Raw genomic sequence first — 13,455 nt, forward strand, 5'->3', positions numbered from 1 at the left:
CGGCGCGGTCCGGCACACCGGGCCGCCGGGCCTCACATGAGCTCGACCAGTCCGCGATACGGTTCGAGCCGTTCGTCCGCCGGATTCAGATCCGTCACCAGGATGTCGATCTCGTCCAGCGGCAGGCACTTGGCCACCGCGCGGCGGTCCAGCTTCGAGGCATCCACGGCGAGCACGGTCCGCTGCGAGACGGATGTCAGGGCGCGCTTCACCGCCGCCTCGTCGGCAGTGAACTCGGTCGAACCGATCGAGTCGTCCAGGTAGGTCGCGGACAGGAAACAGGTGTCCAGCGCGAACTGCTGGAGCGTCACCTCCGCCAACGGCCCCACCAGGCTGCCGGTGTGGAGATCCGCCGTGCCTCCGGTGGCGTACGCCCGGCAGCCGGGTGTCCTGGACAGCTCGTGGAAGGTCTCGAAGCCGGTCGTCACCGCCGTCAGATCGTGGACCGGCCGGTCCTTGAGGCACCGCGCGAGGCTGTGCACGGTCGTCGAACCGTCGAAGCCGATGCCGCCCTTCTCCGGTACCAGGCCGAGGAGCTTGGCCGCTATGACGTCCTTCGCCGCCGTCGAGCGTCCGAGTCGGTGGCCGAACGTCCAGGCGTCGACGGGCACGGCTCCGCCACGGACCCGGCGGATCTCGTTGCGCTGTTCCAGCACGTTCAGGTCGCGCCGGATCGTCATCGTGCTGACGCCGCAGGCGCGGGCCAGATCGTCGACACGGCGCACCCCCTCCCGGAGTGCCGTGATGATCGACGCCCTCCGGTGGTCCCCTTCGGCAGGGTTCTCCTCTGACATGGTCTTTTTTCTACCACAGTGAACATCGCCGCCCGCAGGCACTTCCGGGCTTGTCTGATCGCGGTCATTATCGCCTTCCGGCGCCGTGAGGTGTCCGAGAACCGCCCCCTGCTCGCGTGATTGATACGTTTCAACCTCTTGTCCGGCTGTGCCTTCGATGTTTAATCTCGCGGCGACAGAACATCCACGAAGGGATGCTTGATGACTGACGACGTCTCCCGCGCCGCACCCGACGGTGCCCTGGCCCCGGTGCGGCGGCGCCCCACGCGTGTCGGACTGGTGTCCGGAGGACTCGGCGCGTACTGGCCGCAGTTCCCCGGACTCCTCGACCGGCTCCGGGACTCCGCGCGCTTCGTCACCCGGCGGTTCGAGGAGATGGGCTGTGACGTCGTCGACGCGGGCTTCATCTCCGACCCGCAGGAGGCGTCCAAAGCCGCGGAGGAACTGCGCAAGGCCGACTGCGACATCATCGTCACGTTCCTGACGACCTACCTGACCGCTTCGATGGTGCTGCCGATCGCCCAGCGCACCCACACGCCCGTCCTGGTCATCGATCTCCAGCCGACCGAGGCGATGGACCACCCGGACACCGACACGGGCACGTGGCTCGCCTACTGCGGACAGTGTCCGCTGCCCGAGGTCGCCAACGTCTTCCGGCGCAGCGGCATCGCTTTCCGCTCGGTCTCGGGGCATCTGCACGACGCGAACGCGTGGACCCGGATCGGCCGGTGGATCTCGGCCGCGGGTGTGCGTGGCGCGATGCGGCACGGACGCCATGGCCTGATGGGACACCTCTACCCCGGAATGCTCGACGTCTCCACCGACATGACCCTGGTGTCCAGCCAGTTCGGCGGGCATGTGGAGGTGCTGGAATTCGACGACCTACGGGTCAGGGTCGCCGCCGTGACCGACGACGAGGCGGCCGGGCGAGTCGCCCTGGCCCGAAGGGTGTTCACCCTCGACGGCTCCGTGAAGGAGGAGGACCTCGACTGGGCGGCGAGGGTGTCCGTGGGGCTGGACCGCCTGGTGGAGGACTTCGCCCTCGACAGCCTCGCCTACTACCACCGCGGCCTCGACGGCGAGATCCACGAGCGGCTCGGCGCGGGCATGATCCTCGGCGCCTCCCTGCTGACCGCCCGAGGCATTCCGGTCGCGGGCGAGTACGAGCTGCGCACCAGCCTCGCCATGCTGGTCGCCGACACCCTCGGCGCGGGCGGGTCGTTCACCGAGCTCCAGGCGCTCAACTTCCGTGACGGCGTGGTGGAGATGGGGCACGACGGCCCGGCCCACCTCGCCATCTCCTCCAAGGACCCGCTCCTGCGTGGGCTCGGTGTCTACCACGGCAAGCGGGGCTGGGGCGTCAGCGTGGAATTCGACGTGAAGCACGGCCCCGTCACCACGTTCGGTATCGGCCAGGAGGCGGACGGCACGTTCAGCTTCATCGTCTCCGAGGGCGAGGTCGTCCCGGGACCCCTGCTGGAGATCGGCAACACCACCTCACGTGTGGACTTCGGGTTCGACCCGGGGGAGTGGACGGACGCCTGGTCCTCGACCGGAATCGGCCACCACTGGACGGTCTGTACCGGCCACCGGGCCAAGGACTTCAAAGCGGCGGCCCATCTCCTCGGCGTCCCCTTCCACGTGGTCGACGGGCCGGGGGACCTCTGAGTCCACCGCGTTCCCATCCGTGGTGCGTGGTGCGGGCGGGTCCGGTCCTCCCCGGCGACGGTCCGTACGTCCTGGGCGGGCGGGGTGCCGCTCATGGGCGGCAGCCCCGAGGGGCGCCGGCGTCGGGCCTGCCGGTGGATGGAGGCCCTCGGGGCGCCCGGGCACCGGCGCACTTGCGTCCGGTTTCGAAAGGCCGGAAAAATTGTGGGGGACAGCCCGGCTTCCCGGAGCCGCGGCGGGCTGGTCCGGTCCCGGCGGAGCGGGATCCTCCGGCCCGTCGGCTCCGTCCCCCGGCCGCGCACACCGCAGGGTCCAGGACGTGGGACGCGGTTTCCTCCCCTGGCCCGCCCCGGAACACGAGGTGATCCCCATGGGCAAGATGGCTTCCACGTTCAAGCTCCTGCGCGGACGGATGAGGGAAGCGGACGGCAAGGTCCTCCAGAACCAGCGACTGCTGGAAGAGGGCCGCCGCCTCCAGGAACAGGGGCGCGGGGGCCGGTAGCGCCGCCCCGCCCCGCCGGGGCCACCCGCAGGCGTGCCGGAGGGGCGCCCCGAACACCGGGACGCACGCCGTCCGGCAGGTGCGGGGCCCGTGCCGGAACGGGGTCAGGCTCTGTGCGGCTTCCGTGCCGGATTTGGGTCGGGCGCGGTGGGGTTCCGGGTCGGGCTTCGTGCGGCTCCGGCACCGGGACGCATGCCGTCCGGCAGCTACGGACCCTGTGCCGGAACCGGGTCAGGCTGCGCGTGCGGCTCCCGTGCCGAAATTGGGTCGGGATCGATGGGGCTCCGGGGCGGGCTTCGTGCGGCTCCGGCACTTGGATGCATGCCTTCCGGCAGGTGCGGGGCCCGTGCCGGAACGGGGTCAGGCTCTGTGCGGCTTCCGTGCCGGATTTGGGTCGGGATCGGTGGGGTTCCGGGGCGGGCTTCGTCCGGCTCCGGCACCAGGAGGCATGCCGTCCGGCAGCTGCGGCCCCCGTGCCGGATGCAGGTCGGACTCTCCGTGCGGCTCCTCATGCCGGCACTGGATCATGCTCCGTGCGGCCCCGGCACCGGAACGCGTGTCGTCCGGATACTGCGGTGCCGTGCCGGAACCGGTTCAGGCTCCCCGTGCGGCTCCGGTGCCGGAGCCGGGTCAGGCTCCCCGTTCGGCTCCCGTGCCGGAGCCGGGTCACGCCCCCGTGCCGGAGCCGGGTCACGTTTCCCGTCCGTGGGCCCCGTCGTCCGGCGCCCCGGTCGTTGCGAAGGTGTGGACCGAAGGTGTGGACCGGGAGCCCGCGCGGGAGGTGCGCGTTGCCCGGGGCGGCGGACGGTGATGCACTCAACTCCACTGTCCCAAAGGGTCCTTGTGTTCCTCGGGCGCCGGATCCGAGGTGTCCCTGACGGGCGAGTCCTCGACGCGCGAGCCCGGCGCTCCGCGACCGGGGGCCGCAGGGTTGTGGGAGTGCTGCGGCGCGGCCACGTCGGCGGCGGATGCGCCGGAACCGGTCGGCGGGGTGCGCAGGACCAGCAGGGCGACATCGTCGCCGCTGGGGTCGATGCGCTCCAGCAGCTCGTCGAGGAAGTCCTCGATGTCGCGGTCCGCCAGAGCCGAGGCGTGCGCGCGCAGCGTGGCGAGCCCGGCCTCGATGTCGCGGGTCCGGCTCTCGACGAGCCCGTCGGTGTACAGCAGGAGGGTCGAACAGGGCGGAAGGTCCTCACGGGCGTCCGGCCATCCCAGCCCCAGGTGCAGGGCCGAGTTGAGTCCGAGGAGGGGCCCGTGACCCGCTTCGAGGAAGCGGGTCTCCCCGTCGGCGGTGACCAGGAGGGGCGGCGGATGGCCGGCGTTGACCCACTGGAGTTGCCAGGGCCCGCCCTCCGGCCCCTCGATGCGGGCGAAGACGCACGTGGCCATGGGCGCGTCGCTCGTGTGCGTCATGGCCTCGTCCAGACGGCGCATGATCAGGCTGGGGGGCTCGGTCCTGTCCCAGGCCAGGGCGCGAAGCATGTTGCGGACCTCGGCCATGTGCGCGGCGGCCTTCAGGTCGTGCCCGACGACGTCCCCGATCACCAGCGTCAGGACGCCGTCGCCGAGCAGGAAGGAGTCGTACCAGTCCCCGCCGATCTCCGCCGCGCTCTCGGCCGGCCGGTAACGGGCCGCCGTCCTGAGGTGGTCGACCTGGGGCAGCGGGGTGAGGAGCTGGCGCTGCATGGTCTCGGCGACGTGGCGCTGCTGCTCGAACAGCTCGGCGGCCTCCATGACCAGGCCGGCGCGGCGCCCGATGTCGGAGAGCACGAAGACCTCGGCCTCCGTGTAGGAGGACTCCGGGGCGGTGCGGGCCACGGTCAGCGCGCCGAAGACCTTCCGACGGGTGTGCAGGGGCACCACGACGGCGCAGGTTCCTCCCAGCCGGTCGAACAGCCGCCGGTGGGCGCTCGCGAGCGGGCTGTCCGGTTCGTCGGCGAGGGAGTCCGCGTCGAGGACGACGGGCTCGGCGCTGCGCAGCGCCTGTACGGCTGCCGACCGGGTGGATTCGGGCAGGGACGGCAGGGGGCCCCGGAGTGCGTCCGCCGCCTGCGGGTCGTCCGAGGCGCGGACGACGACGCGGGCCATCTCCCCCGTGTGCTCCTTGGTCCGCAGGTCGATCGCCGCCCAGTCGCCCATGTCGGGCACGAGCAGCCCGGCCAGGCTGTCCAGCATCTCCGGCGTGCCCGTGGCCGAGATGAGGACCGTCGAGACCTCCGCCACCATGGTGAGCCGGGCGGTGAGACCCTCCAGGGCGGCCAGATAGGCGGCGGTCTGCTCGGCGGCGTCACGGTGGAGGCTGAAGTCGTGGAAGACGACCACCGCGCCTTCCGTGTGCCCCTCGTGCCGGAGCGGAGTGGCCGCCCAGATCACCGGCACGAGGCTGTTGTCGCCGCGCAGGAAGAGTTCCTCGGTCCCCTCCGTCGGCCGTCCGTCGGCGAGCACGGTCAGCAGGTTGCACTCGCTGCGCGGGACCGCGCCGCCGTCCCGCCGGCGGTGCAGCAGGTCGTGCATGTCGTGGCCGAGCATCCGTTCCTGCGTACGGCCGAGGAGCTGCGCGGCGCGCGGATTGCAGGCGGTGAGCCGGCCGGTGGTGTCGGTGACGAACACCCCCGCGCCCAGGCTGTCGAACACCGTGCGCATGAAGCCGATCTCCAGCAGGCCGTCCTTGGACCTCATCGGCCCGCCCCCGCCGGCCGTACGTCCTGGCCCGGGTCCGTCGGCACACCGTTCCGGGACTGCTGCCGCACGGTCCGCGCCCGTACCGCCGACCCGGGGGCGGAAGGGGAGGCCGGGCGCCCACACCCACCACACCGCGCGTCGGAGCCGGGGCCCGCTCCCTCCGGCGACGAGGAGGCCGGAGCACACCCGTAGCGGCACATCATCTGTTCATCATTCATCCGGGACGCCCGTTCCGCCGCTCGGGAGAGGGCGCTGCCCGCCGGGTTCCACGGGCCGGGAACACGGGCTCGTGGCGGGGGAGACGTCCGGGCCGGGCGCGGGAGCCGCACGCCCGGACGGAACGGTCCCTCCGCCCGGCTACCTCTCCAGCACCAGCGCGGAGCCCTGGCCCACGCCGATGCACAGCGTCGCGACGCCGGTCCCGGACCCGGCCGCCTTGAGCTGGTGGGCGATGGATCCCGCGAGGCGGGCCCCCGAGGCGCCGAGGGGGTGGCCGATCGCGATCGCGCCGCCGCGCGGATTGAGTACGGACGTATCGAGGCCGGGCCACTCCGCCACACAGCCCAGCACCTGCGCGGCGAAGGCCTCGTTGAGTTCGAGGGCGGCGAGGTCGGCGAAGGTCCTGCCCGCCCTGTCCAGTGCCCGGTTCACCGCCTCCACCGGGGCGAGCCCGAAGTAGTGCGGCTCGTTCGCGGACACGGCGGAGGCCGTGATCCGGGCCAGCGGCTCGCGGCCGGTGGCCCGCAGGCCCTCCTCGTCGGCCAGCAGCAGAGCCGCCGCACCGTCGTTGAGCGGCGAGGAGTTGCCCGCGGTGACGGTGCCGCCGTCCGTGCGGAAGGACGGGCTCAGCTTGGCCATGGCCTCCAGCGACGCGTCGTCCCTGACGCACTCGTCCCGGTCCACCACGAGCGGGCCGCCCTTGCGGCGCGGGATCGTCAGGGGCACGATCTCGTCGTCGAACAGCCCCGCCGCCCGGGCGGCCGACGCCTTCCGGTGCGAGGCGAGAGCGTACTCGTCCTGCTGTTCACGGCTGATGGAGTGCCTGTCCGCGATCAGTTCGGCGCTCTCACCGAGCGGCACCGTCCACTGCGGATCCATCCGCGGGTTGACCATGCGCCAGCCCAGCGTGGTCGAGTACATCTCGGTGTGCCCCGCCGGGAAGGCCCGGTCGCTCTTGGGCAGGACGTACGGGGCGCGGGTCATCGACTCGACCCCGCCCGCGACCACGAGCGAGTGGTCCCCGAGGGCCACGGCGCGGGCCGCGTGCACGACGGCCTCGAGCCCCGAGGCGCACAGCCGGTTCACCGTCACACCGGGAACGGAGACCGGGAGGCCGGCGAGGAGCGCGGCCATCCTGCCCACGTTGCGGTTCTCCTCGCCCGCCCCGTTGGCGTTGCCGAGCACCACGTCACCGATGCGCGCGGGGTCGAGCTCAGGGGTGCGGTCGAGCAGCGCGCGGATGGCGTGGGCGGCCAGGTCGTCGGGCCGCACCTGCGCGAGCGCCCCGTTGTACCTGCCGATCGGGGTGCGGACGGCGTCGACGACGTACACGTCGCGGGGACGGAAGCTCACGATGCGGTCCTCTCGGCCGTACGGACCGGCGCGGCGGTCCTCTCCATGACGTCGGCGACGGTCACCCCGGGGGCGGTCTCCACCAGGACCAGACCGCCGTCCGTCACGTCGAGCACGGCCAGATCCGTGATGACGCGGTGGACGCACGCCGCGCCGGTCAGCGGCAGGGCGCACTCCTCGACGATCTTCGGACTGCCGTCTTTGGCGTTGTGCGTCATGGTCACGATGACACGGCGGGCCCCGTGCACGAGGTCCATGGCGCCGCCGATGCCGGTCACCAGCTTCCCCGGGACCGCCCAGTTGGCGAGGTCGCCCCGGGCCGACACCTCCATCGCCCCGAGCACGGCCGTGTCGATGTGGCCCCCGCGGATCATGCCGAAGGAGAGCGCGGAGTCGAAGAAGGAGGCGCCCGGCCGGACGGTCACCGTCTCCTTGCCCGCGTTGATCAGATCGGGGTCCACGTCCTCGTCGTACGGGAAGGCGCCCGTGCCCAGGATGCCGTTCTCGGACTCCAGGACGACGTGCACGCCCTCGGGCAGGTGGTTCGGGATCAGCGTCGGCAGTCCGATCCCCAGGTTGACGTATTCGCCGTCACGCAGCTCGGCCGCCGCTCTCGCGGCCATCTCGTTCCTGTTCCAGGCCATCAGTGGTGCGCCTCCCGCTCCGTGACCGTCCGCTTCTCGACCTTCTTGTCCACGGCCTGCTCCGGGGTCAGTGCGATCACCCGCTGCACGAAGATCCCCGGCAGGTGCACCTGGTCCGGGTCGATCGCGCCCGGCTCGACGAGCTCCTCGACCTCCGCGACGGTGACGCGGCCGGCCATGGCGGCGAGCGGATTGAAGTTGCGCGCGGACCTGTTGAAGACCAGATTGCCGTGCCGGTCGCCCTTCGCCGCCCTGACGAGGGCGAAGTCGGTGCGGATGCTCCGCTCCAGGACGTACCCGGTGCCGTCGAAGTCACGGACCTCCTTGGCGGGGGAGGCCACGGCCACCCCGCCCTCGCCGTCGTAACGCCAGGGGAGCCCGCCGTCGGCGACCTGCGTCCCCACCCCGGCGGGGGTGTAGAAGGCGGGTATCCCCGCCCCGCCGGCCCGGAGCCGCTCGGCCAGGGTGCCCTGCGGGATCAGTTCGAGCTCCAGCTCACCCCCGAGGTACTGGCGGGCGAACTCCTTGTTGGCGCCGATGTAGGAGCCCGTCACCCGGCTGATCCGCCCCGCGGAGAGCAGGACCGACAGTCCCGAGTCCATCGCGCCGCAGTTGTTGGATACGACGCCGAGCCCGGTGACGCCGCTCGCGTACAGAGCGTCGATCAGCACGTTCGGCACACCGCTGAGACCGAAGCCTCCCACCGCCACCGTCGCACCGTCCGGCACGTCGGCGACGGCGAGCGCCGCGGACGCGACCACCTTGTCCATGGAACCGTCCATCCCCTAGTGTTCGCATGGTGAAGTTTCCTTCACTATGATGTCCATGAGTCTGCCGCCCGGATCGGAGCCCTGTCAACGGTCCCGGGCGCGGCGGGACGCACATCCGGACACCGCCCACCGCCGTACCGTCCCCCTCCGGTACGACCCACCCGACGGAGAAGCAGATGCCACCGACCCGGACCGCCCGGCCCGGCACCGAGGTGCCCGCGGAGGCCGTCGCCCCGCTGATGCGGGGCATCGCCGTCCTGCGCGGGCTGACCGACGCGGACGGCTCCCTCAGCCTCGGCGATCTCGAACGCGCCACGGGGCTCGCCCGCTCGACCGTCGACCGGGTCACCCTCACGCTCGCCCGCACGGGATACGTCCGTCTCGACGGCAGGACCGTCACCCTCGCGCCGCGCCTGATGGAGCTGGGCAACGCCTACCTGTCCTCGATACGCGTCCCCGGCCTCCTCGGCCGCGAGGCGGACGCGCTCGCGGACGAGCTCGACGAGTCCGTGTCGCTGGCGGTGCCCGACCGGAGCGGCATCCGTTTCGTGCACCAGGCCACCCGGCGCCGTCCGATGTCCCTCAGCTTCCGCATCGGCGATCTGCTGCCCGCCGAACGCACCGCCCCTGGCACGCTCGTCGCCACCGGCTGGGGGCCCGAGGAGTGGCGGACATGGGAGGAGCGGCGGCTCTCCGAGGAGGCGGAGACCGGCTTCCCGTCCCTGCCGCCCGGCACGGCCCCGGCGGACGGCCTCTTCCGGGCACGGGTGGACGCGGCGCGGGCCGACGGCTGGGCGCTGGACGACCAGTTGATCGAACCCGGCCTGCTCGCCCTCGCCGTACCCGTGCGCGACACCGCCGGGGGCATCGCGTGCGTGCTCAGCGTGGTCAGCCACACCAGCAGGTACACCGCGCGCGGCCTGCGCGACGCCCTCCTTCCCCGGCTGCGCGACGCGGCCTCGGCGATGGAACGGCGCCTGCGCGACGCACCCCCCGCGGGCCCCGCCCCCGCCCCCGGCCCCCTCGCCTCATGGACCGCCGCCTCGAAGCAGGAGTTGGGCCGGGAGTTCGTCGAGTCGCTCGCCCGGGGCCTGACCGTCCTCACCGCCTTCGGCGACGGCGGCGCGGCACTGACACTCAGCGCCGTCGCCCGCGCGACCGGGCTCTCCCGCGCCTCCGCGCGCCGCGCCCTGATCACCCTCGAACACCTCGGATACGTCACGGCCGACGGCCGCGACCACCGGCTGACGCCCCGTGTCCTCGCCCTCGGCTACCCCCCGCTCTCCCGCACCACCCTGTCGCGGATCGCCGAGCCGCACCTCGCCGCGCTCGCGGGGCGGATCCAGGATTCCGCCTCCCTCGCCGTCCTCGCCGACGACTCCGTGCAGTACGTCGCACGGGCCGCCACCCACCGCGTCATGACCGTCAACATCACCGTCGGCACCCGCTTTCCGGCCTACGCGACCTCCTTGGGCCGGGTCCTGCTGGCCGACCTGCCCGCGGACGCCCTCGGGTCACTCCTCGACCACGCGGAGCTCCGCCCCCTGGCCCCCCACACCCTCACCCGCCGTACCGCCCTCGAAGACGTCCTGTCAGGGGTGCGTGCCGAGGGGTACGCGCTGGTCGACGAGGAACTCGAAGCGGGCCTGCGCTCCATCGCCGTACCGGTACGCGACCGGGCCGGAAGCGCGGTCGCGTCCATCAACGTCGCCATGCACAGCAGCAGCCGGACGGTCGAGGAGTGTCTGGAGCGGGTGCTGCCCGAACTCCGCCTCACCGCAGGGCATATCGAGTCCGAACTCCACATCGCCTCACGCTTCACCCGTGTCGCGGTGATGTGAGCCGGCCCCCCGCCCCCTCCGCCGCACGGGCAGACCCCTTCCCTCCGCATCGGACGGGGCCCGGAGGGGGCGCCGTGGGCCTTCTTCCGAACGGCGGCCTCTCCGGGGGCGTCGCACACCCGCCCGGAGCCCGCTGCGCGACGGGGCCGTCGCCGGTCTACCGGTGAAGGGCGGCGGAGGACACGCGCGCCGGTGCGGCCGGGGACGGGAGCGGTCCACTCGCTCGGCCACCTCGCGGGCCGGCCGGCACCGGCCGTCACGGGAATCCGGTCACGGAACGACCGGTCATCCCTCCTGCCGCACCTCGAAGGCGGAGAACATGTCGACGAGCGGCTGCGGGGCCCGGTCGTCGAACAGGGTCTCCTGGCCCTGCGCCGACTCCCGGGCGGTCCGCTCACCGCGCGGGAACATGACCGCCTCGTAGGCGGCGAGCGCCGCCTCGGTGTCACCCGGGTGCGCGGCGAGTGCCAGCCCCAGGTCGGCGCCGTCGATCATCGCGAGGTTGGCGCCCTCCCCGGCGAACGGGGACATCAGGTGTGCGGCGTCGCCGAGCAGGGTCACGCCCGGCACGCGCTCCCACCGGTGTCCGACGGGCAGCGCGTGGATCAGCCGGGGGACCAGCGGGCCGTCGGCCTCGGCGACCAGCCGGCGCAGATCAGGCGCCCACGTGCCGAAGTGCTCCAGCAGCGCGGCCTTGGCGCCCTCCGTGTCGGTGAAGTCGATGGTCGACAGCCAGTCCTCGTCGGCGCGCAGAGCCGTGTAGACGTGCAGACTTCCGTCCGTCTCGCGGTGGGCGAGGAACCCCTTGTGGTCACCGAGGGCGAAGAACATCCCGCCCCCGATCAGGCGCGCGCACTCGGGATGGCGGGCGTCGGCGTCCAGGAGGTCGAGCTCGACGAAGGAGATGCCGGTGTAGGCGGGCCGGTCAGGGGAGAGCAGCGGCCGGATCCGCGACCAGGCGCCGTCCGCGCCGATCAGCAGGCCGGTGGTGAACACGCTGCCGTCGGCGAGCGTCACGGCGTGCCGTCCGTCCCCGAGCGGCTCCGCGCCCGCGACCTTGGCACCCCAGCGGACGGTGCCCTGCGGCAGCCCGTCGAGCAGGATGTCGCGCAGGTCGCCCCGGTCGATCTCGGGGCGGTCGCCGGTCCCGTCGTCCTGCTCCTCCAGCGCGACACGTGCCTGCCGGTCGAGGACGCGCAGGGCCTGGCCACCGGGGTGCACCCGGGCCCGGAACTCCTCGTACAGCCCGGCGGCGCGCAGTGCCGCCTGCCCCGTGTCCTCGTGGATGTCCAGCATCCCGCCCTGGGTGCGCGCGTCACGCCCCGCCTCCAGGTCGAGGACCGCGGCCCCGATTCCGTGCAGGTGGAGGACGCGGGCGAGGACGAGACCGCCGAGACCCGCGCCGACGACGGTGACGGGGTGGTGCGGGGTCCCGGCGGTGGGTGTGGTGTCCATCTGCTGCCTTCGCTTTCTGCCGGGCGCCGAGGGGTCCGTGGACGTCCCGCGGTGCCGGCGGGTGTTCGGGGAGGAGCGGTCGGCCTGGCGTCAGCCGGTGCTCCGGGGGGTGGTGGCCGTGCCGTTGACGACGGCCCGGAAGATCCAGGCCAGACGCTGCTCGGGGGTACCGGAGGACAGGTCCGGGCCGAGCGCGGCGATGCGGGGGTGGGTACGGGAGGACGCCTGCCCCAACACCTCGACGAGCGCGTTGTGGTCCTCCTCGGCGCCGGGGGCGCCCGCGCGGCCGGACTGCTCGGCCGCGGTGGCGGTGGCCACCTGGAGGAGCACGTCCACGCCCCACGCGGCCTGCCCGTCGGGTACGCCGCCCTCGTGCAGGAGTGTGAGGACCGTCTCGACGAGCGCCAGGTAGTGCGGCCCGGAGGGACGGGCGACCAGGGCGGAGTGGGCGAGACCGGGGTGGTCGAGCAGGACACGCGTGTACGACAGGAGCACCTGCGCCAGCCGGTCGCGCCAGTCGCCTGCGCCGGCCGCCGGTCCCAGGTCGACGTCGCCGAGCAGCCGTTCGAGGATCGCCGCGTGCAGCTCGGCCGTTCCGGCGACGTAGACGTACAGGGACGCGGGACCGGTGTCGAGCTCCTGTGCCAGCCTGCGCATGGTGACGCGCTCCAACCCTTCGGCTGCCATGAGCCGGACGGCGGCGGCGACGATGGTGTCGTGGGTGAGGGCCGGCTTGGCCGGGCGTTCGCGCCGGCTGCGGGGGGCTGGGGTTCGCGGGGTCACGTCCCGACAGTAACGAACATGTTCGTCACGAACAAGTTCGTCGCATCCCGGACGGGGCTCCACCGCCCTCGGCCGGGCTTTCAGGCGTGGAAGCCGTTGCACACGACGGGCGTGATCCTCTCGGGGCCGCCCTCGACGTGGTAGAGCACCACGGTCCAGTCGCCCCGGTCCTCGCCCACCGGAACGGCATCGACCGTCCGGTCACCGAGGTGGGCCCGGAAGTCGTCCGGGTAGCGGAAGGTGAGGGTGCCTCCCGAGGACCACTTCGAGAAGAGGTCGACGGGGCCGGCGGTGAAGCCCGCACCCTGGCCGGCGGCCCGGACGGGACGGCCCGTGGCGGGATCGATCCCGTGCGGCGGCCGGACACTCACGGCCAGGTAGTAGGGCTCGGGCCGCTTCCCCTCGCCCGCTCCCGTGGGACGTATCTCCACCGATGCGGTGTCCGAGCCGGTGGTGTGCGAGACGGAGGACCGCAGATCCACCCGCAGCGTGGACGCGTCCAGGTCCGAAAGGGCGCAGGAGCCGATCCCCTGGGCCGCCTGTGCGGGGTCCTGGGACAGGGACCAGCGTTCCCGCGCCTTCGCGTCGCTCACGATGTGGCCGGGCGGACCCGTGGTTGGTGCGCCGGTCGCGGGCCGGCGGGACACCTCCGTGCCGCCCGCGGGTGTCCCCCCGGCCTCGGTGGGCTCCGCCCCGGCCTCCCGGTCGCGCGGCTCCCCCGAGAGCAGCAGGGCGGTCACCGCC

General features: G+C 73.0%; 10 protein-coding genes and 1 pseudogene. 3 read left to right on the plus strand and 8 right to left on the minus strand.

Features of this window, described 5'->3' with window-relative positions:
* Nucleotides 1–32: 32 nt before the first annotated feature.
* Nucleotides 33–794, minus strand: coding sequence for a DeoR/GlpR family DNA-binding transcription regulator (locus ACFVS9_RS28805; RefSeq protein WP_383118447.1), 762 nt, complete (start codon nucleotides 792–794; stop codon nucleotides 33–35).
* A gap of 201 nt (nucleotides 795–995) precedes the next feature.
* Here ACFVS9_RS28805 and ACFVS9_RS28810 point away from each other — a divergent pair, with 201 nt between their 5' ends.
* Both ACFVS9_RS28810 and ACFVS9_RS28815 read left to right on the plus strand, forming a co-directional pair.
* Nucleotides 996–2,462 carry an arabinose isomerase gene (locus ACFVS9_RS28810; RefSeq protein WP_389937021.1) on the plus strand — a complete coding sequence of 489 codons (1,467 nt, stop codon included), beginning with the start codon at nucleotides 996–998 and terminating at the stop codon, nucleotides 2,460–2,462.
* A 370-nt stretch (nucleotides 2,463–2,832) separates the two neighbouring features.
* Nucleotides 2,833–2,964 (plus strand): hypothetical protein, encoded by a 132-nt coding sequence (locus tag ACFVS9_RS28815; RefSeq protein WP_383118449.1) that lies wholly within the window; start codon nucleotides 2,833–2,835, stop codon nucleotides 2,962–2,964.
* 816 nt (nucleotides 2,965–3,780) lie between these two features.
* On the opposite strand, the gene ACFVS9_RS28820 is transcribed toward ACFVS9_RS28815, so the two are convergent.
* The 4 genes from ACFVS9_RS28820 to ACFVS9_RS28835 all read right to left on the minus strand — a co-directional run bounded on the left by ACFVS9_RS28820 (nucleotide 3,781) and on the right by ACFVS9_RS28835 (nucleotide 8,632).
* On the minus strand, nucleotides 3,781–5,643 hold the full coding sequence (locus tag ACFVS9_RS28820) for a SpoIIE family protein phosphatase (protein ID WP_383118450.1): 1,863 nt from the start codon (nucleotides 5,641–5,643) through the stop codon (nucleotides 3,781–3,783).
* Nucleotides 5,644–6,003: 360 nt separating this feature from the next.
* The gene (locus ACFVS9_RS28825; protein ID WP_389937024.1) at nucleotides 6,004–7,218 is read right to left on the minus strand and encodes a thiolase family protein; all 1,215 of its coding nucleotides are present in this window, start codon (nucleotides 7,216–7,218) and stop codon (nucleotides 6,004–6,006) included.
* Nucleotides 7,215–7,862, minus strand: coding sequence for a CoA transferase subunit B (locus tag ACFVS9_RS28830; protein WP_389937027.1), 648 nt, complete (start codon nucleotides 7,860–7,862; stop codon nucleotides 7,215–7,217). Before ACFVS9_RS28830 ends, ACFVS9_RS28825 begins: the two co-directional genes overlap by 4 nt.
* On the minus strand, nucleotides 7,862–8,632 hold the full coding sequence (locus ACFVS9_RS28835) for a CoA transferase subunit A (protein ID WP_383118453.1): 771 nt from the start codon (nucleotides 8,630–8,632) through the stop codon (nucleotides 7,862–7,864). The genes ACFVS9_RS28830 and ACFVS9_RS28835 overlap by 1 nt, the downstream gene beginning before the upstream one ends.
* Nucleotides 8,633–8,808: 176 nt before the next feature.
* Between ACFVS9_RS28835 and ACFVS9_RS28840 the strand changes: the two genes are divergently transcribed.
* Nucleotides 8,809–10,473, plus strand: a complete 1,665-nt coding sequence (locus ACFVS9_RS28840) for an IclR family transcriptional regulator C-terminal domain-containing protein (protein ID WP_389937032.1) — start codon at nucleotides 8,809–8,811, stop codon at nucleotides 10,471–10,473.
* A 285-nt stretch (nucleotides 10,474–10,758) separates the two neighbouring features.
* On the opposite strand, the gene ACFVS9_RS28845 is transcribed toward ACFVS9_RS28840, so the two are convergent.
* The 3 genes and pseudogenes from ACFVS9_RS28845 to ACFVS9_RS28855 all read right to left on the minus strand — a co-directional run.
* Nucleotides 10,759–11,928 (minus strand): FAD-dependent oxidoreductase, encoded by a 1,170-nt coding sequence (locus tag ACFVS9_RS28845; protein ID WP_389937035.1) that lies wholly within the window; start codon nucleotides 11,926–11,928, stop codon nucleotides 10,759–10,761.
* A gap of 90 nt (nucleotides 11,929–12,018) precedes the next feature.
* Nucleotides 12,019–12,711: a TetR/AcrR family transcriptional regulator gene (locus ACFVS9_RS28850; protein WP_389937038.1), complete on the minus strand. Its 693-nt coding sequence runs from the start codon at nucleotides 12,709–12,711 to the stop codon at nucleotides 12,019–12,021.
* An 80-nt stretch (nucleotides 12,712–12,791) separates the two neighbouring features.
* A pseudogene (locus ACFVS9_RS28855) lies at nucleotides 12,792–13,455 on the minus strand (serine/threonine protein kinase); the annotation flags it as partial.

Source organism: Streptomyces sp. NPDC058008 (assembly GCF_042886395.1).
Lineage (GTDB): Bacteria > Actinomycetota > Actinomycetes > Streptomycetales > Streptomycetaceae > Streptomyces.

Coding starts and splice junctions, on each gene's coding strand:
- ACFVS9_RS28805 (WP_383118447.1), bottom strand. CDS start 794: ATGTCAGAGGAGAACCCTGCCGAAGGGGACCACCGGAGGGCGTCGATC.
- ACFVS9_RS28810 (WP_389937021.1), top strand. CDS start 996: ATGACTGACGACGTCTCCCGCGCCGCACCCGACGGTGCCCTGGCCCCG.
- ACFVS9_RS28815 (WP_383118449.1), top strand. CDS start 2,833: ATGGGCAAGATGGCTTCCACGTTCAAGCTCCTGCGCGGACGGATGAGG.
- ACFVS9_RS28820 (WP_383118450.1), bottom strand. CDS start 5,643: ATGAGGTCCAAGGACGGCCTGCTGGAGATCGGCTTCATGCGCACGGTG.
- ACFVS9_RS28830 (WP_389937027.1), bottom strand. CDS start 7,862: ATGGCCTGGAACAGGAACGAGATGGCCGCGAGAGCGGCGGCCGAGCTG.
- ACFVS9_RS28835 (WP_383118453.1), bottom strand. CDS start 8,632: ATGGACAAGGTGGTCGCGTCCGCGGCGCTCGCCGTCGCCGACGTGCCG.
- ACFVS9_RS28840 (WP_389937032.1), top strand. CDS start 8,809: ATGCCACCGACCCGGACCGCCCGGCCCGGCACCGAGGTGCCCGCGGAG.
- ACFVS9_RS28845 (WP_389937035.1), bottom strand. CDS start 11,928: ATGGACACCACACCCACCGCCGGGACCCCGCACCACCCCGTCACCGTC.